This window comes from Brevundimonas sp., from assembly GCF_036399195.1.
Lineage (GTDB): Bacteria > Pseudomonadota > Alphaproteobacteria > Caulobacterales > Caulobacteraceae > Brevundimonas.
On sequence record NZ_DASWNO010000074.1, the window covers coordinates 1 to 17,023 of the forward strand.

Consider the following 17,023-nt stretch of genomic DNA (forward strand, 5'->3'; position numbering starts at 1 on the left):
GACACCGCGAACCGCTGAAGGATCGTCCGTCGCTCCTCAGGTCCGCACCACCAGAACATCACATAGGCTCCGGACGGCCTCAGCTCCGGCCGCTTCAGCACCGGCCCGCACAGCCGCCCCTCCTGCCGGCTGAGACTGACCACACCCTCGATGGCGGTCTGCGACAGACGGGCGGAGGTGTTGCGCAGCACGGCTTCGATGACCTCGCTCTCGCCGAAACTGAGCAAGGTCTCCGTGACCACCTCGGACAGGCCCCGGCGCGACGCCATCAGGAAGCGGTGCTCGGTCTCCGCGTCCCGGGCGCAGGCGACCAGGTCGGCGTCGGACAGCGAGGCGCACTGCTCTATCAGCAGCCCCGCCACGGCGGGCTCGTCGCGCAGCAGCATCCGCGCCAGGGCGTTGGGCAGCTCCGCCAGCGGCGCCAGACGTCCCGCGACGCGCCGCCTGTCCTCGGTGCTGGCCAGCCGCAGCATCTCCACCAGCAGGTCGCCGGTCACCGCGCGCTCGAAGGCGTTGATCCGGCTGGCCGGCAGCGACACCACGTCGGCCAGCCGCTTCAGCAGCGCGTGCCGCGCGCGGAAGGCGCCCTCCGGGGCGGCCTCTTCGATGATCGGCGCGGGTTCGGACATGGTCCGTTCACGATACGGGCGCGCCGGTTAACCGGCTGTGACGGTCACAGCCCCTCGAACAGCGCCGTCGACAGATAGCGTTCCGCGAAGCTCGGGATGATGGCGACGATGGTCTTGCCCGCGTTCTCGTCCCGCTCCGCCAGACGGAAAGCCGCCACCAGCGCCGCGCCCGACGAGATGCCGACCGGAATGCCCTCGACCTTCGCCGCCTTGCGGGCCATGTCGAAGCTGTCCTCGTTGGACACCTGTTCGACGCCGTCAATGACGGAGCGGTCGACGATGGCCGGGATGAAGCCCGCTCCGATGCCCTGGATCTTGTGCGGTCCGGGCTCCCCTCCCGACAGCACCGGCGAGGCGGTCGGCTCGACGGCGATCATCTGTACCGACGGCTTGCGCGCCTTCAGCACCTGACCGACCCCTGTGATGGTCCCGCCGGTTCCGACGCCCGCCACCACCATGTCGACCGCACCCGCGGTGTCGTTCCAGATTTCCTCGGCCGTCGTCACCCTGTGGATCGCCGGGTTGGCCGGGTTCTCGAACTGCGAAGGACTGACCGCGCCCGGCGTGCGGTCCAGCAGATCCTGGGCCATGGCGATGGCGCCCTTCATGCCCTTTTCGGCGGGCGTCAGGACCAGTTCGGCGCCCAGCAGCGCCAGCATCTTGCGCCGTTCCATCGACATGCTCTCGGGCATCACAAGCACCAGCCGATAGCCCTTGGCCGCGGCCACGAAGGCCAAGGCGATGCCGGTGTTGCCGCTGGTCGGCTCGATCAGGGTGGCGCCGGGGCCGATGCGGCCCGCCTGCTCCAGCGCCTCGATCATCGCGACCCCGATGCGGTCCTTCACCGAGGAGACCGGGTTAAAGAACTCGAGCTTCGCCAGAACCGTCGCCTTCGGCCGGTATTCCGCCGACAGCCGCGGCAGCCCCACCAGCGGCGTGTCGCCGATGGTGTCGAGGATCGACTCATAGACCCTCCCACGCCCGGCCTTGAGGTGCCGGGACGGATCGTAGGCGACGTCGGACATTTCGGGGCTCCGTTCATCCTGAAGGACGGCGGCTAACAAGGAGCCGGAACGTGAAAATCGCAAGGGGCAGGATCGATTTCTCGTTTCCGGCTGACAGCTCACACCACTTCCGGAAGCGCCGACCTTCACCGCCCGTTAACCACGATCCCGCATCCCTGAACCCCTGTTTCAGGACTGTCGTTTTGCGCAATCTCGCCGCCGCCGTCGAAGCGATCGATCCGCTGGTCGTGACCGGCAAGGTCGCGGGCGTGAACGGCCTGCTGATCGAGTCCAAGGGCGGCCTGTCCCGCCTGGCGGTCGGCGCCCGGGCCGAGATCGAGCGCCGCAGCCTCGCCCCCCTGCCCGCCGAGGTCGTCGGCTTCCGCGACGCCAAGGCCCTGCTGATGCCGTTCGGGCCGGTCGAGGGCGTGGCCCCCGGCGCCGACATCCGCATCGTCTCGTCCGCCGCCAGCGTTCGCCCGACAACAGCCTGGCTCGGCCGCATCATCGACGCCTTCGGCCAACCCATCGACGGCAAGGGTCCGCTGCCCATCGGCCCGGCCGCCTACCCCCTGCGCGCACCGCCTCCGCCCGCCCATTCCCGCGGTCGGGTCGGAGAACGCCTCGACCTCGGCGTCCGCGCCATGGACGTGTTCACAACCACCTGCCGCGGTCAGCGTCTCGGCATCTTCGCCGGCTCGGGCGTGGGCAAGTCGGTGCTGTTGTCAATGCTGGCGCGCCAGGCCACCTGCGACGCCGTCGTCGTCGGCCTGATCGGCGAACGGGGTCGCGAAGTCCGCGAGTTCATCGAGGAGACCCTCGGCGAGGAAGGCCTGCGCCGCGCCATCGTCGTGGTCGCCACCTCGGACGAGCCGGCGCTCAAGCGCCGCCAGGCCGCCTATATGACCATGGCGATCAGCGAATACCTCCGGGATCAGGACCTCGAGGTCCTGTGCCTGATGGACTCGGTCACGCGTTTCGCCATGGCCCAGCGCGAGATCGGCCTCGCCGCCGGCGAGCCGCCCACCACCAAGGGCTACACCCCCACGGTCTTCACCGAACTGCCCAAGCTGCTGGAGCGGGCTGGCCCCGGGCCCATGCGGCCCGACGGTACGACCGCCGCGCCGATCACCGCCCTGTTCACCGTGCTGGTCGACGGCGGCGACCATGACGAGCCCATCGCCGACGCCGTGCGAGGCATCCTCGACGGCCACATCGTCATGGACCGCAAGATCGCCGAGCGCGGCCGCTTCCCGGCCATCGACGTGCTCAAATCCGTCAGCCGCACCCTGCCCGGCTGCCAGACCCCGCCGGAGCGCGAGCTTAACAAGCGCGCCCGCCAGTGCCTGTCGGCCTATGGCAACATGGAAGAGCTGATCCGCATCGGCGCCTATCGCAGCGGGGCCGACCCCATCGTCGACCGGGCCATCGCCCTGAACCCCGCGCTCGAGGGGTTTCTCGGCCAGGACAAGGACGACCACACGCCTCTTTCCGATTCCTTTACCCGCCTGGAAGCAATCCTGAACCAGGGGATGATCCAGTGATGACGAGTAGCCGCATATGACCGCCTGGGCCCAATCGCTGATCCGCATCTCCAACTACGAGGTCGAGACGCTGCAGAAGCGGCTGGCCGAGATCACCGCCCGCCGCGCCTCCGTCGAAATGCGCATCGCCGTGCTGGACGCCGAGGCCGAGTCCGAACAGGACCGCGCCCGCTCCGACGCCGACGCCGCCATGATGCTGCAGGCCTATCTGGGCGGCTGGAAGCAGCGCCGATCCGCGGCGCAGGCCAAGGTCGTCGAGATCGAGGCCGAGGAGGCCGGCGCCCGCGACGCCCTCACCGGAGCCTTCGAAGAGCTGAAGAAGTTCGAGCACGTCGCCGAGACCACCCGTCTCAACGCCCTCATCGCCGCCGGCAAGCGCGAAACCGCCGCGTTTGATGAACTGGGCCTGCGTCGGCGTGCGGGCTAACCACCGCCTCCCTTCTCCCCTTGTGGGAGAAGGTGGCCCGCGCAGCGGGTCGGACGAGGGGTCGCACTTCCGCCTGAACCGCCGCTCCCTCCTCGCCGCGCCCCTCGCCCTCGCCGCCTGCGACCGCTTCGCCTCGGCCCAGACCCCCGCGCCCGAAGCCGCCCCGCTGAAGAGCCTCGCGCCCTTCCCCATCGGCGCCACCGGCATGACGGGCCAGCTGTCGGACGCCGTCTGGGTCGCCCAGATGCGCCGGCACGTCAGCCAGCTGACACCGGAGTGGGAACTCAAGCCCGAGCGCATCCTGCAGCCGGACTTCACCTGTGACTTCTCCGCCTCCGACCGCATCGTCGACTGGGGCCGCGAACAGGGCATGCGCATCCACGGCCACACCCTGGTCTGGTATTCGCAGGGCCAGCAGGCCTTCAACGACGACCTGCCCCGCGCTCGGTTCGCCTCCGAATACGACCGCTACGTCTCGACCGTCGCCGGGCGCTACCGCGGCAGGATGGCCGGCTGGGACGTGGTCAACGAGCCGGTGGCCGAGGACGGTGACGGCCTGCGCGACTGCCACTTCAGTCGGGCGCTGGGCCAAGAGGGCTACATCGTCCGCGCCTTCGAACAAGCCCGCGGCGCGGACCCCGAGGCGGTCCTCTTCCTCAACGAATACAATCTGGAGAACATCCCGAAGAAGGGCGCGACCTTCCTGCGGCTGGTCGAACGGCTGCTGACCTTGGGCGCCCCCGTCGGCGGCATCGGCGCCCAGTCCCACCTCGACATCGAAATTCCGGCGGGCCAGATCACCGCCTTCATGCGCGACGCCGCCTCGCTGGGTCTGCCGATCCATGTGTCCGAGCTGGACTTCTCCCTGCGCTCCGACAGCCCGCTCGACACCCGCAGCCTCGGCCAGAAGCGCGCACAGCAGGTTGCCCGCGTCGGCGAACTGGCCGAAGCCTTCTTCGCCCTGCCCGAGCGCCAGCGCTACGCCTTCACCACCTGGGGCCTGCGCGACACCGACAGCTGGCTCGTTCGCGAGGACGGCCGCGGCTGGAGGGACGAAAGTCCACTGCTTCTTGACGCACAGGGGCGGGCAAATCCGGCGTATCAGGCGGTGGCGGCAGCGTTCAGGGCTTAACCGTCTCGGTCGCGATCCCCGCCTGCCCCAGCACCGCCAGCAGCCCCCTCGATGCCGCCTCGACCCGCGCCTCATCCCTCCCCCGCAGCACCAGATTCGTCCCGATCTCCCCGACCGAGCCATGCCCGAACGGGTAGCTTCCGAAGCTGACCTCGCGCTCCGCCCGCGCGGCCGCCGTCAGGATGTCCGCCACCGCGCCCTCCCCGACCCCGCTCACGCGCAACGTCCGCGCATGCACCACCGCGCCTCGCCGCAACCGGGGCGCCACGTCCTCCAGCATGGCGGTCATGATCTTCGGCACCCCGGCCATGACGAAAACGTCGCCGATCTGGAAGCCCGGGGCGTCGGTGACCGGATTGGCGATCAGCGTCCCGCCCTCCGGCACGCGCGTCATCCGCCGCCGCGCCGCGTTGAACTCGTCGCCATAGCGGCGCTCCAGGATCGCCACCGCCTCGGGATGCTCCAGCAACGGCACGCCGAACGCCGCGGCCACGGCGTCGGCGGTGATGTCGTCGTGGGTCGGCCCGATGCCGCCGGTGGTGAAAACATAGTCGTGCACGGCACGCAGGGCGTTCAGCGCCTCGACGATCTGCTCCGTCCGGTCCCCCACCGTCCGCGCCTCCAGCAGGTCGATCCCCAGCGCGCCCAGGAACCGGGCGATGGTGTTCAGATTGGTGTCCTGCGTCCGGCCGGACAGGACTTCGTCGCCGATGATCAGGACGGCGGCGGTGGGGTAAAGCTGTGTCATCGGCGCACGCTAGCCGTTCGTGGCCGCGCGGTCATCGTGCGGCCTTGAGGTTGTGTGCTATGATCGCCACCTGAACGCCGACGCCGCGCCCGAAAGCCTTCCCGATGTACGAGACCCCAGAACTGGACGAGGACGCCTTCGTCCGCACGCACGAGATCCGCATCTACGGCGACGATGCCTGGGAGGGCATGCGCAAGGCCGGCCGTCTGGTCGCCGAGGCGCTGGACATGATCGCCCCGTTCGTCGTCCCCGGCGTGACCACCGGGGAGATCGACGACCGCATCCGCGAGTTCACCCTCGACCACGGTGCCCTGCCCGCCTGCCTCGGTTACAAGGGCTATGAGAAGACCGTCTGCACCTCGATCAACCACGTCGTCTGCCACGGCATCCCGGGCGACCGGGTGCTGAAGGACGGCGACATCGTCAACATCGACCACACCGTCCTCGCCGACGGCTGGCACGGCGATTCCAGCCGCATGTATGCGGTCGGGAACGTCAACGCGCGCGCCCGCAAGCTGATCGACGTCACCTATGACTCGTTGGCGGCCGGTCTGGCGGTGATCAAGCCCGGCGCCACCTTCGGCGACATCGGCTACGCCATCCAGCAGGTGGTCGAGGCCAACCGCATGTCGGTCGTCCGCGACTTTTGCGGCCACGGCATCGGCCGCCTGTTCCACGACAGCCCCAACGTCCTGCACTACGGCCGCCGCAGCGAGGGCGCCACCCTGAAGCCCGGGATGTTCTTCACCGTCGAGCCGATGGTCAATCTGGGCAAGCCCCATGTGAAGGTGCTGTCCGACGGCTGGACCGCCGTGACGCGCGATAAGTCCCTGTCGTCCCAGTGCGAGCACACGGTTGGCGTGACGGAGGACGGCGTCGAGATTTTCACCGCCAGCCCCGCGGGACTATTCCGGCCAAGCTTCTGACGATACCTTCCCCGGGCACCGGGGAGGCGCATGCTCGATCAACCACCCGACAAGCCGAAGGCGCCGCACCACGCCGGCCATCGTGAGCGGCTGCGCCAGCGCGCGCGGGGCGCCGGCGTCCACCACCTGCCCGACTACGAGCTGCTGGAGCTGTTCCTGTTCCGCAGCCAGCCTCAGGGCGACGTCAAGCCGATCGCCAAGGCGCTGCTGAGCCGCTTCGGCTCCCTCGGCGCCGTGCTCGCGGCCTCCGTCGAAGACCTGATGACGGTCCGCTCCGAAGACGCCCGCGGCCGCACGAAGGGGGTCGGGGCCGAGACCGCGCTCGACCTCGCCGCCCTGCACGAGGTCGCCCGCCGCGTGATGAAGGAAGAGGCCGGCAAGCGGCCGGTGATCTCCTCCTGGACCGCCCTGGTCGCCTATGTCCGGCTCAGCCTGCAGCACGAGCCGCGCGAGCAGTTCCGCGTTCTCTACCTCGACAACCGCAACCAGCTGATCCTCGACGAGATTCAGAACCGCGGCACCGTCGATCACGCCCCGGTCTACCCGCGCGAGGTCGTCCGCCGCGCGCTTGAGCTGTCGGCCAAGTCGATGATCGTCGTCCACAACCACCCGTCCGGCGATCCGACCCCTTCACGCCCGGACATCGCCATGACCCGGCAGATCATCGAGGCGGCCCGGGCGCTGTCGATCGACGTCCATGACCATCTGATCGTGGGCCGCGACGGCGTGGCCAGCTTCAAGCAGTTGGGGCTGATGTGACCACGCTGATCACCGAGCGGCTGACCCTGACCCCCGTTCAGGCCGGCGACTACCGCGACCTGTGCAGCCTGTTCGGCGACGCCGCCTTCACCCGTCACATCTTCGGCCGGGCCCTGGGCCCGGAAGAGGTCTGGTTCCGCACCCTGCGCGACATCGGCCATTGGGGGGCCCTGGGCCACGGCAACTGGGCGGCTCGTCTGAAGGACGGCGGCGATCTGGTGGGGACGTTCGGTGTGCTGGATTACCGGCGCGAGATGACCCCGGCGTTCGATGCGCCGGAGCTGGGCTGGGGCCTCGCTCCACGCCACCAGGGCAAGGGGCTGGCGTTCGAGGCGCTGTCGGCGGCTTTGGCCTGGTGCGACGACGCCCTGAACGCGCGCCGCACGGTCTGCATGATATCGCCCGACAATGCGCCCTCGCACGCCCTCGCCCTGCGGGCGGGCTACGTCGCCTATGCCGAGACCACCTACAAGGACGGTCCGGTGGTCCTGCTGGAGCGAATCGCGCGTTAGGCGGAAGCCCCCCGTAGCCCCCCATTAAGGTTTACGGACCATACTGGGCCGGCATCCGGAGACCGCGCCGCCCATGCCCATGCCCGCCGAAGAGCTTCGCACCCATCTGATCGAAGCCTTTCCCGACGCCGAGATCGTCATCGACGATCTGGCCGGCGACGGCGACCACTATCGCGCGCGCATCGTGTCGGCGGCCTTCGCCGGTCTGCCGCGCGTTCGTCAGCACCAACTCGTCTACGCAGCCCTGAAGGGCAAGATGGGCGGGGAACTGCACGCGCTGGCGCTCGAAACCCTGGCCCCGGCGGGAGACTGAAACCATGCGCTACCGTCCCTTCGGAAACGCCGGTCAGGCCGTCTCGGCGATCACCCTCAGCCTCGGCCCGCGCGACATCGCCGCCGGGCCCGAAGCGGGCCGCGAGCTGGTCTATTCGGCCCTCGAAGCCGGCATCAACAGCTACAGCCTCGAGACCGCGGACCCGGTCCTGGCCGAGGTGCTGGGTCAGGCGCTGAAACACGTCGACCGCAAGCTCGTGCAGGTGTCGCTGACGCTGGGCGCCGGCGACGGCCGCCGCGGCTCCGACCGCGATTTCTCGGCGGAAGGCATTACGTCCTCGATCGACCGGGCGCTCCACGCCTCCGGCCTGGGCTGCTTCGACATGGCGCTTCTGGACGAACCGGTGGATCACGAACTGCCGCAATCGACGCTCAACGCGCTGAAGGCGCTCAGGGCGACGGAACGGGTGCGTTTGCTGGGCGTCTCCGGCGACGGCGAGGTCATGGACGCCTATGTCTCGACCGGCGCCTTCGACGTGCTGGCGACCCCGTTCCACGTCAACGCCAGCTGGCAGATCCGGTCCCGCCTCCGCGCGGCGCGCGAGCAGGACATGGCCATCTTCGTCTACGGCTACTTCCCCGACAGCCTGAACACCGCGAAGAAGGCGGCGACGGTGCATATCGAGAAGAAGAAGGGCCTGTTCGGTTTCGGCGGATCGAAGAAGAAGGAAGGCCCGCTGGCGGACGCCGGCACCTTCGCCTTCCTGCATCGCACCTCGAACTGGTCGGCCGAGGCGATCTGCCTGGCCTATTCGCTTTCGGACCCGTCCGTCTCCAGCGTGCTTATCGAGGCCAGCGACGTTGAGCGCCTGAACACGCTCGCGGCGGTGCCTGACCGCGATATGCCGCCCGGCCTGTCCGCGCAGATCGAAATGGCACGGGTCGCCGGGGCGAAGGCGGCCTGACGGCGCCATGCCGCGCCCTTGACCCCCGCCTCGCCGGTCCATACCTGACGGCCTTCAGTAAAGGGCCCGCTCCGTGACCGATCAAGCCGCACCCGCCGCCGACCCCGTCCACGCCTTCATCGGCGACACGGTGAAACAGCATGACGTCGTGCTCTTCATGAAGGGCACCCCCGACGCGCCCCGCTGCGGCTTTTCCTCGCTCGCGGTGCAGATCCTCGACCATATCGGCGCGAACTTCGTCGGCGTCGACGTGCTTCAGGATGAGGCCCTGCGCGACGGCATCAAGACCTTCAGCGACTGGCCGACCATTCCCCAGCTGTATGTGAAGGGCGAGTTCGTGGGCGGCTCGGACATCGTCCGCGAGATGTTCAACGCCGGCGAGTTGCAGACCCTGATGACGGACAAGGGCGTGCCTCTGGGCGAAGACGCCGACGCCTGATGGCGCGCGCGGTCCTCGAACCCCGCGAAGACCGCGAAATCTTCGTCGTGCCGCTGGACGTGCGGCCCGAGCACATCGACGACAACGGCCACGTCAACAACGTCGTCTACGTCGGCTGGCTGCAGGATGCGGGCACGGCTCACTGGAACGCCCGGTTCGCCGCGGACGTGCGAGCCCGCTGGTCGTGGGTCGCCGTCCGGCACGAGATCGACTATTTCCGCCCACTGCCGCCCAAGGCGACCGGCGTGGCCGCGCGCACCTGGGTCGGCGATCCGCAGGGGCCGCGCTTCAACCGCTATGTCCGGATCGAGGACGGCGAGGGCCGGCTCTGCGCGCAGGGCGTATCCGAGTGGGTTTTGGTGGATGCGAAGACCCTGCGTCCGCACCGCATCCCCGCGGACATGCTGCCGCAGTTCGAGCGGCGCTGAGAGGCTCAGCCGCCGCCTGGGGCGGGGCTGGGGCTGAGGCTGGGCGGCAGCTGGTAGGGGTTCTCGACCGAGGGCCGGGCGTCGGCAGCCAGCCCGAGCTCCTCGAACGACCATCGCATCTCCACGCCCTCCGGGCGCACCTCGCGGCAGCGGTCTTCCTTGATCCGGCGCAGTGTGATGATCGGCCCGTCGCTGGACTGCCGCACGACCGGCTGGATGTCGGCCTTTTCGGTGCAGCCGTTTGAGCTGACCCAGAACGCCGCCTGGTTCTGCGCGATGACCGCCGCATGGACCGGTTCGATCTGGCCCGGCAGGGCGCCCGAGATACGCGCCCCCGCGTCCTGGCCGGTGGCGCAGGCCGCGGCCAACGGGAACAACGCGATCATGGCCGCGGCGGTCGCGATACGTCTCATCCCTGCCTCCTCGGCGAGCCCTGAACATTACGAAAATGCGCCCGTTCGCCTCCGAGGGGAAGCCGGCGACGCAAAACAAAAGGCCCCGGATCGCTCCGGGGCCTTTCGTCGTCGAAGTGACGCCGATTCAGGAGGAGTAGTATTCCACGACCAGGTTCGGCTCCATCTTCACCGGGAACGGCACGTCGGCCAGTTCCGGCACGCGGACGAAGCGGACCGAGAAGCCGCGGTCGCCCAGCTCGATGTAGTCGGGGATGTCCCGCTCGGACGACTGCTGGGCTTCCAGCACCAGCGCCATGTGGCGGCTCTTTTCCTTGACCTCGATGACCTGGCCCGGCTTCACGCGGTAGGAGGCGATGTCGACCTTCTTGCCGTCCACGGTGACGTGGCCGTGGTTGACGAACTGGCGCGCGGCCCAAGGGGTCGGGACGAATTTGGCGCGGTAGACGATGGCGTCCAGACGCGACTCCAGCAGGCCGATCAGGTTCTCCGAGCTGTTGCCCTTGCGACGCGAGGCTTCCTCGTAGGTCGCGGCGAACTGCTTCTCGGTGATGTTGGCGTAATAGCCCTTCAGCTTCTGCTTGGCCTTCAGCTGCAGGCCGAAGTCAGAGACCTTCGACTTGCGGCGCTGGCCGTGCTGGCCCGGGCCGTAGGAGCGTTTGTTGACGGGGGACTTGGCGCGACCCCACAGGTTTTCACCCATGACCCGGTCGAGCTTGTACTTGGCGCTATGGCGCTTGGACATTCGTGTCTCTCTTCATGATGCGGCCCGGTCCCTCCCCAACTGGAGGGACGATCTCAACGGCGGTCCACGCATCGTCCGTCATGCAACGCGCCCCGAACCGAGGTCCGGGGCGTGAAGGCAGGGCTTATGACGGGCCCACCCCCGTTCGTCAAGCAGCGTCAGCGTGCAGCGGCGGTCTCTGGAACCCAGGCAAAGCCGTCGTCGCGGCGCTGGATTCGGCCGATCCCCGGATAGGGGAAGTGCACGGCGTAGATCCGCAGGTTTTCGGACGCCGCCCGCTCCAGCAGGGCCTTGCGGCTGGCGGCGGCCATGGGAGGCATACCGTCGAAGGCGATGCGCCAGTCGGGCCGCTGAACGGAGACGACGTGGTGGTGCATGGTGTCGCCGATGTAGAGCAGGCGATCCTGACCCGAGGCGATCTGGTAGCCCATGTGCCCCGGCGTGTGCCCCTCGATGGCCACCGAGGTGATCGACGGGGTCACCGTTGCGCCCGGCTCGAAGGTCTGAACCTTGGGCGTGATCGCTGTCACCAAGGCTGCGAGCTGAGCCTGCGCCTGTATTGCGGCCCATTCGGCCGTCGCCATGCGGATGGCCGCATTGGGGAAGGTCAGCTGGCCGGCCCCAGTGACCAAGCCGGCGATATGGTCGCCGTGACCGTGAGAGATCAGCACGTCGGTGATCTGGTCCGGCAGCACGCCCGCGGCGCGGAGGGAAGCCGGCAGCTTGCCCGCCGTGGCGCCCATGCTGGCTCCGCCGCCGGCGTCGAGCAGCACGACCCGCTGGCCGTCGCGCACCAGCAGCGGTTGGATGCTGAGGTCAAAACTGTTCCCCGGCAGACCGTTGGCCGTCAGCACGGCGGCGACGGCCTCGGGTGTCTCGCCCACGCCAAGCACCTTGTTGTCGTTCGGCACGCCGGTCATGGCGCCGTCGCGCAGGGCCATGAGGTCCAGTTGTCCCACCTTGAAGGCGTGGCCGTCGGGGCTCGTCGCGGGCGCCGCCGCGGCTTCGGTCGCCGGGGCCGTCTCCGCCTCGGGCGCGCAGGCGCCGAGGATGGCGGCGAGGGTCAGGCTCGCCGCAGCGAGGGTAAGATGCGGTCTCATGGGGTCAGCCTCCCGGGGTGTACGGTGAAGCTGAAATAGGAAGGGCCGCCGCACGCGCCAGTGCGACGGCCCTAAAAGATGCCTCAGGCGGCGGCGAACAGTTCGTTGGCCTTGTTCCAGTTCACCACCGTCCAGAAGGCCTTCAGGTAGTCAGGCCTACGGTTCTGATATTTCAGATAATAGGCGTGCTCCCAGACGTCCGCGGCCAGAACCACCGTCCCGCGCTCGTCCGCCACGTCCATCAGCGGATTGTCCTGGTTCGGGGTAGAGGTGACCTTCAGCTTGCCGTTCTGAACGATCAGCCACGCCCAGCCTGAGCCGAACTGGCCGGCGCCGGCGGCGTTGAACGCCTCCTTGAACGCGTCCATCCCGCCGAGATCACGGTCGATCGCCGCGGCCAATTCCGCCGAAGGCTCGCCGGTCCGGCCCTGCGGCGCCAGCAGCTCCCAGAACAGGCTGTGATTCCAGTGACCGCCGCCGTTGTTGCGGACCGCCTTCGGCGCCGTCGAGATGCTGGCGAACAGCTCTTCCAACGACTTGCCGTGCAGCGAGCCGTCGGCGTCCACGGCCTTGTTCAGATTGTCGACATAGGCCTGGTGGTGCTTGTCGTGGTGGAAGGTCATCGTCTCCTTGTCGATGGCCGGCTCCAGCGCGTCATAGGCGTACGGGAGGGGCGGAAGCGTAAAGGGCTGGTGGGCCATTTGGGGGAGGCTCCTTCGACAGGTTGAGGGGCCCACATCTAGGCGCCCGCGGTCCGAACCCAAGCGGTCCCGCTGCCGAATTGTTCAGCCGATCCATTGCCGCATCGCTCTCGCTGTCGAATGATCAGGGCTCGATATGGAGAGGCTCATGATCAAATCGCTCCGCCCGCTCATCGCCTTGGCAGGTCTGTCCGGTCTGGCGGGTTGCGCGGGCGCCGACGCCGCCCTCGACCAGATGGATGCTCAGATCGAGACCCGTTCGACCTGTCACACCAGCACCGGCCAGTGGATCGGCGGGCCTTCGTGCACAATCAGCCACTCGGTCTCGAGAACCACCTCGACGACCACGACCACCGTCACCACGACCCCTGCGGCCGCCGCGCCCGAGGGCGAATAGCAGCCGCCGGTCAGGCGGCGGGCAGGCCGGCCTTCAGACAGTCGCGGATGGCCCGCTTCAGGTCGCCCGGCGCCGTCGGGGCGTCGATGCCCTCGGCCTCAAGCACCGCGCGGACCGCGGCGTCCAGCCCGTTCGGCATGGCCGCGATCACCCGCGCCTCCCCCTTGGGGTGCAGGCAGATGCCGACCTGTCGGCACAGGGCGGCGAACATTTCGTCATGGTTGGAAGGGGCGTTGGTCATCGTTCAGGCCTTAAGCCTTTCGGCGTGGAACGCCACATGGTCGCCGATGAAACTGGCCATGAAGAAATACGAGTGGTCGTAACCGGGCTGCATCCGCAGGGTCACCCTCTGACCCGCCGCTTCTGCGGCCGCCACCAGCAGGTCCGGCTTCAGCTGGTCCATCAGGAACGGATCGGCGTCGCCCTGATCGATCAGAATGTCGTCGTAGCAGCCGCCGCCCACGCCCGCCTCGATCAGCCGCGCCGCGTCGTGCTCGGCCCAGACCTCCTGGTCCTCGCCCAGATAGGCGGTGAACGCCTTCTCGCCCCACGGGCAGCGCGTCGGCGAGGTGATCGGAGCGAAGGCCGAAACCGAGCGAAACAGGTGCGGATGCCTCAGCGCCAGCGTCAGCGCCCCGTGCCCGCCCATCGAATGGCCCGAGATCGACCGGGCCTTCGTCGTGGGGAATTCCGCGTCGATCAGCCCGATAAGCTCGCCCGTGACATAGCTCTCCATGCGGAAATGCTCCGCCCAGGGCGCCTCGATCGCGTCGACATAGAAGCCGGCGCCCTGCCCCAGATCATAGGCCGGATCGTCCGCCACGCCCTCGCCGCGCGGTGACGTGTCGGGGGCCACGATGATCACCCCCTGCTCCGCCGCCGCGGCATAGGCCCCGGCCTTGGTGGTGAAGTTGTCCTCGGTGCAGGTCAGACCCGACAGCCAGATCAGCACCGGGAACGGCCCCTCACCCGGCGGCGTGAACACCGACAGCGTCATCGGCGTGCCGGTGGTGGCGCTGTCGTGACGCAGGTAGCGGAGGGTCCCGCCATGAACGGCATGGGTCTTGATGGTCTGCAGGGTCATGAGCCGATCATCCGGACCTCAAGCCCATCCAGCGACCCCAGCTTTCTGGCGAGTTTCCCGTCGGCCGTCACCAACGGCAAATTCAGACGCCGGGCCAGCACGGCGTAAAGGCAGTCCGTCATCGAGTGGTTGAATCGACAGGCCAGCGAGAAGGCCTCGTCCAGCAAGGGCGCATGGTCGAACAGCTCTACCACCTCCTTGATGACCGACAGATTCTCCAAGGCGGCGCCGGCTTCGAGCTCGCCCTGAACGACGTAGCGCCGAAAGGCGTTGGCCACTTCGATCAGCATCAGGTCTGGCGCCACGGCGGGCCTGAGCGCCAGTCGGACGTCGCGAGCCGCGGAGGCGAGCGGGTCATCCAGGAACCACTTCACGACGACGCTGGCGTCGAATACCGCGCTCACCGGTCCCGGTCTGCACGGATGATGGCCGTCGAATCCAGTTTGGAGCCGCGCGTTTGCTCGCGGGATCGGCGAGAGATTTCCTCGAACCGTTCTTCGACCGCCAGGACCTCACGGGCCGCCATGTCCCGGAATTTCTGCTCAAGGGAAATGTTCTGCGACTTCGCCATCGCCTTCAGGCGGGCGACGATGCGGTCGTCGAGATCACGGACGAGAACCTGAGCCATGACACATGCTAGCATACCGCTAGCATCCCGACAACGCCTATCCCGGCCGGTGCATCGCGCAGACCTTGTTCCCGGCCGGATCGCGCAGATAGGCCAGCACCAGCCGGCCGAACGGGCCGTTGCGCTCGCCGGGCGGATCCTCGATCGCGCGCCCGCCCGCCGCGACGCCGGCATCGTGGAAGGCCTGAACCATCTCGGGCGTCTTGGCGTGGAAGCCGAGGGTGCCGCCGTTGGCGTGGCAGGCGGGGTCGCCGTCGATGGGCTTGCCGACCGCGAAGGCGCCCCGCGCCGTGCGCCACCAGTAGCGCCCCTTGGGGTCAGGACCACTCGCCGGCTCAATCCCCAACGCGCCCAAGGCCGCGTCATAGAATTTCCGCGACGCCTCGACGTCGTCCGCTCCGAAAGTGACGTGGGTGAACATGGCGGCCTCCCTGCCGTTGATCAGAGTCCGTAGCTAAAACGAACTGACCCTGTCTGGCAAGTGGGGCCTAGAACACCACCACCGACCGGATGCTCTCGCCCGCATGCATCAGGTCGAAGGCCTCGTTGATCCGCTCCAGCGGCAGGGTGTGGGTGATCATCGGGTCGATCTCGATCTTGCCGTCCATGTACCAGTCGACGATCTTTGGCGTGTCGGTCCGCCCGCGCGCGCCGCCGAAGGCCGAGCCGCGCCAGACCCGGCCGGTGACCAGTTGGAACGGCCGGGTGGCGATTTCCTTGCCTGCCTCGGCCACGCCGATGACGATGCTCTCGCCCCACCCGCGGTGACACGCCTCGAGCGCCTGACGCATCACGGTGGTGTTGCCGGTGCAGTCGAAGGTGTAGTCCGCCCCGCCGCCGGTCAGCTCGACCAGATGGGCGACGACATCCGACACGTTCTTCGGATTGACGAAATGGGTCATGCCGAAGCGGCGGCCCCATTCTTCCTTCGTGTCGTTGATGTCCACGCCGACGATCATGTCGGCCCCGACCATCTTCAGCCCCTGGATGACGTTCAGCCCGATGCCGCCCAACCCGAAGACGACGCAGTTGGCCCCGGGCTCGACCTTGGCCGTATTGACCACCGCGCCGACGCCCGTGGTAACGCCGCAGCCGACGTAGCAGGCGCTCGCGAACGGCGCGTCCTTGCGGATTTTCGCCAGGGCGATCTCGGGCAGCACGGTGAAGTTCGAGAAGGTCGAACAGCCCATGTAGTGAAAGATCGGCTGCCCCTTGTAGCTGAAGCGGCTGGTGCCGTCGGGCATCAGCCCCTTGCCCTGCGTGGCGCGGATCGCGGTGCACAGGTTGGTCTTGCCGCTGAGGCACGACTTACACTGGCGGCACTCGGGGGTGTAGAGCGGGATGACGTGGTCGCCCGGCTTCACGCTGGTCACGCCCGCGCCGACCTCGCGCACGATCCCCGCGCCTTCGTGTCCGAGCACGGAGGGGAACAGCCCCTCGCTGTCGAGCCCGTCGAGCGTATAGGCGTCGGTGTGGCAAATGCCCGTCGCCATGATCTCGACGAGCACCTCGCCGGGCTGCGGCCCCTGGAGGTCGAGCTCGACGATCTCGAGCGGCTGCTTGGCGGCGAAGGCGACGGCGGCACGGGTTTTCATGGGGGACCCTTTGCCCGGCGGTTGAAGCTAAGTCGAGTGGACAACCCACCCGTCACCCCGGCCTTGAGCCGGGGTCCCGCTTCTGGCGCAGCGAAGAAGTGTAGCGGGATCCCGGCTCAAGGCCGGGATGACGGAAGGTGAGACCTTCCGGCGATTTTCAGGTGAACGTATTCCACAGCAGGGTGACGTTGAGCGTGATCACTACCGCGCAGATCAGGTACGCCGCGCCCTTCAGCCAGCCCTTGTTGGCGAAGCGCCCCATCTTCGTCTTGTCGCCCGTGAACTTCACCAGCGGCACCATCGCGAAGGGGAGCTGGAGCGACAGGATCACCTGGCTCAGCACCAGCAGCTTCGCCGTCCCGCTCTCGCCGTACAGCGCGGCGACGAACGCAGCGGGCACGATCGCCACCAGCCGCGTGATCATCCGCCGCAGCCACATCGGCAGCTTGAGGTCGAGGAAACCCTCCATCACGATCTGTCCGGCGAGCGTGCCGGTGATCGTCGAATTCTGCCCTGAGGCGAGCAGCGCGATCGCGAACAAGGTGCTCGCCGCGCTCACCCCGAGCACGGGGGC

General features: G+C 68.3%; 25 protein-coding genes. 11 read left to right on the plus strand and 14 right to left on the minus strand.

What is annotated here, in order from left to right; all coding sequences use genetic code 11:
- The coding region (locus tag VGB60_RS03640) for a DUF2336 domain-containing protein (RefSeq protein ID WP_331036921.1) at nt 1–629 on the minus strand (629 nt) is incomplete at its 3' end.
- Nucleotides 630–673: 44 nt separating this feature from the next.
- On the minus strand, nt 674–1,654 hold the full coding sequence (gene cysK, locus VGB60_RS03645; RefSeq protein WP_331036922.1) for a cysteine synthase A: 981 nt from the start codon (nt 1,652–1,654) through the stop codon (nt 674–676).
- A 182-nt stretch (nt 1,655–1,836) separates the two neighbouring features.
- Here cysK and fliI point away from each other — a divergent pair, with 182 nt between their 5' ends.
- Genes fliI through VGB60_RS03660 form a run of 3 tightly spaced genes read left to right on the plus strand, consistent with a single transcriptional unit; the run spans nt 1,837 to nt 4,736 of the window.
- Nucleotides 1,837–3,177 carry a flagellar protein export ATPase FliI gene (gene fliI / locus VGB60_RS03650; RefSeq protein WP_331036923.1) on the plus strand — a complete coding sequence of 447 codons (1,341 nt, stop codon included), beginning with the start codon at nt 1,837–1,839 and terminating at the stop codon, nt 3,175–3,177.
- A 16-nt stretch (nt 3,178–3,193) separates the two neighbouring features.
- Nucleotides 3,194–3,604 carry a flagellar FliJ family protein gene (locus tag VGB60_RS03655; RefSeq protein WP_331036924.1) on the plus strand — a complete coding sequence of 137 codons (411 nt, stop codon included), beginning with the start codon at nt 3,194–3,196 and terminating at the stop codon, nt 3,602–3,604.
- Between the two features lie 22 nt (nt 3,605–3,626).
- Nucleotides 3,627–4,736, plus strand: a complete 1,110-nt coding sequence (locus VGB60_RS03660; protein ID WP_331036925.1) for an endo-1,4-beta-xylanase — start codon at nt 3,627–3,629, stop codon at nt 4,734–4,736.
- Here VGB60_RS03660 and VGB60_RS03665 read toward each other — a convergent pair.
- Complete coding sequence (locus tag VGB60_RS03665) at nt 4,726–5,484, minus strand: competence/damage-inducible protein A (RefSeq protein WP_331036926.1); 759 nt, start codon at nt 5,482–5,484, stop codon at nt 4,726–4,728. The genes VGB60_RS03660 and VGB60_RS03665 overlap by 11 nt on opposite strands.
- A 104-nt stretch (nt 5,485–5,588) precedes the next feature.
- Here VGB60_RS03665 and map point away from each other — a divergent pair, with 104 nt between their 5' ends.
- The 7 genes from map (at nt 5,589) to VGB60_RS03700 (ending at nt 9,786) form a co-directional block, all read left to right on the plus strand.
- The gene (gene map, locus VGB60_RS03670) at nt 5,589–6,410 is read left to right on the plus strand and encodes a type I methionyl aminopeptidase (protein ID WP_331036927.1); all 822 of its coding nucleotides are present in this window, start codon (nt 5,589–5,591) and stop codon (nt 6,408–6,410) included.
- 30 nt (nt 6,411–6,440) lie between these two features.
- The gene (gene radC, locus VGB60_RS03675) at nt 6,441–7,169 is read left to right on the plus strand and encodes a RadC family protein (protein WP_331036928.1); all 729 of its coding nucleotides are present in this window, start codon (nt 6,441–6,443) and stop codon (nt 7,167–7,169) included.
- Nucleotides 7,166–7,681, plus strand: a complete 516-nt coding sequence (locus VGB60_RS03680) for a GNAT family N-acetyltransferase (protein ID WP_331036929.1) — start codon at nt 7,166–7,168, stop codon at nt 7,679–7,681. Before radC ends, VGB60_RS03680 begins: the two co-directional genes overlap by 4 nt.
- Nucleotides 7,682–7,754: 73 nt before the next feature.
- On the plus strand, nt 7,755–7,994 hold the full coding sequence (locus tag VGB60_RS03685) for a BolA family transcriptional regulator (RefSeq protein ID WP_331036930.1): 240 nt from the start codon (nt 7,755–7,757) through the stop codon (nt 7,992–7,994).
- Between the two features lie 4 nt (nt 7,995–7,998).
- Nucleotides 7,999–8,919 carry an aldo/keto reductase gene (locus VGB60_RS03690; RefSeq protein ID WP_331036931.1) on the plus strand — a complete coding sequence of 307 codons (921 nt, stop codon included), beginning with the start codon at nt 7,999–8,001 and terminating at the stop codon, nt 8,917–8,919.
- 73 nt (nt 8,920–8,992) lie between these two features.
- Nucleotides 8,993–9,358 carry a Grx4 family monothiol glutaredoxin gene (gene grxD, locus VGB60_RS03695; protein ID WP_331036932.1) on the plus strand — a complete coding sequence of 122 codons (366 nt, stop codon included), beginning with the start codon at nt 8,993–8,995 and terminating at the stop codon, nt 9,356–9,358.
- On the plus strand, nt 9,358–9,786 hold the full coding sequence (locus tag VGB60_RS03700; RefSeq protein WP_331036933.1) for an acyl-CoA thioesterase: 429 nt from the start codon (nt 9,358–9,360) through the stop codon (nt 9,784–9,786). The genes grxD and VGB60_RS03700 overlap by 1 nt, the downstream gene beginning before the upstream one ends.
- Nucleotides 9,787–9,791: 5 nt before the next feature.
- On the opposite strand, the gene VGB60_RS03705 is transcribed toward VGB60_RS03700, so the two are convergent.
- The 4 genes from VGB60_RS03705 to VGB60_RS03720 form a co-directional block, all read right to left on the minus strand.
- Nucleotides 9,792–10,199, minus strand: a complete 408-nt coding sequence (locus VGB60_RS03705) for a hypothetical protein (protein ID WP_331036934.1) — start codon at nt 10,197–10,199, stop codon at nt 9,792–9,794.
- A gap of 127 nt (nt 10,200–10,326) precedes the next feature.
- Complete coding sequence (gene rpsD, locus VGB60_RS03710; RefSeq protein ID WP_331036935.1) at nt 10,327–10,944, minus strand: 30S ribosomal protein S4; 618 nt, start codon at nt 10,942–10,944, stop codon at nt 10,327–10,329.
- A gap of 158 nt (nt 10,945–11,102) precedes the next feature.
- Nucleotides 11,103–12,044, minus strand: a complete 942-nt coding sequence (locus VGB60_RS03715; protein ID WP_331036936.1) for an MBL fold metallo-hydrolase — start codon at nt 12,042–12,044, stop codon at nt 11,103–11,105.
- A gap of 83 nt (nt 12,045–12,127) precedes the next feature.
- Complete coding sequence (locus VGB60_RS03720; RefSeq protein WP_331036937.1) at nt 12,128–12,745, minus strand: superoxide dismutase; 618 nt, start codon at nt 12,743–12,745, stop codon at nt 12,128–12,130.
- Nucleotides 12,746–12,893: 148 nt separating this feature from the next.
- On the opposite strand from VGB60_RS03720, the gene VGB60_RS03725 reads away from it, so the two are divergent.
- A complete protein-coding gene (locus VGB60_RS03725; RefSeq protein ID WP_331036938.1) occupies nt 12,894–13,142 on the plus strand; it encodes a hypothetical protein in 249 nt (82 codons plus the stop codon).
- Nucleotides 13,143–13,152: 10 nt separating this feature from the next.
- Here the strand turns inward: VGB60_RS03725 and VGB60_RS03730 are convergent, their stop codons facing one another.
- The 7 genes from VGB60_RS03730 to VGB60_RS03760 form a co-directional block, all read right to left on the minus strand.
- Complete coding sequence (locus VGB60_RS03730; RefSeq protein WP_331036939.1) at nt 13,153–13,383, minus strand: hypothetical protein; 231 nt, start codon at nt 13,381–13,383, stop codon at nt 13,153–13,155.
- A gap of 3 nt (nt 13,384–13,386) precedes the next feature.
- Nucleotides 13,387–14,226 (minus strand): S-formylglutathione hydrolase, encoded by an 840-nt coding sequence (gene fghA, locus VGB60_RS03735; RefSeq protein ID WP_331036940.1) that lies wholly within the window; start codon nt 14,224–14,226, stop codon nt 13,387–13,389.
- Nucleotides 14,223–14,630, minus strand: coding sequence for a type II toxin-antitoxin system VapC family toxin (locus tag VGB60_RS03740; RefSeq protein ID WP_331036941.1), 408 nt, complete (start codon nt 14,628–14,630; stop codon nt 14,223–14,225). The genes fghA and VGB60_RS03740 overlap by 4 nt, the downstream gene beginning before the upstream one ends.
- Nucleotides 14,627–14,854: a FitA-like ribbon-helix-helix domain-containing protein gene (locus VGB60_RS03745; protein ID WP_331036942.1), complete on the minus strand. Its 228-nt coding sequence runs from the start codon at nt 14,852–14,854 to the stop codon at nt 14,627–14,629. Before VGB60_RS03745 ends, VGB60_RS03740 begins: the two co-directional genes overlap by 4 nt.
- 37 nt (nt 14,855–14,891) lie before the next feature.
- Nucleotides 14,892–15,275, minus strand: coding sequence for a VOC family protein (locus tag VGB60_RS03750; protein ID WP_331036943.1), 384 nt, complete (start codon nt 15,273–15,275; stop codon nt 14,892–14,894).
- 67 nt (nt 15,276–15,342) lie between these two features.
- A complete protein-coding gene (locus tag VGB60_RS03755) occupies nt 15,343–16,449 on the minus strand; it encodes an S-(hydroxymethyl)glutathione dehydrogenase/class III alcohol dehydrogenase (protein WP_331036944.1) in 1,107 nt (368 codons plus the stop codon).
- A gap of 157 nt (nt 16,450–16,606) precedes the next feature.
- Nucleotides 16,607–17,023, minus strand: a 417-nt coding sequence (locus VGB60_RS03760; RefSeq protein ID WP_331036945.1) for a divalent metal cation transporter, incomplete at its 5' end; no start/stop codon positions are given.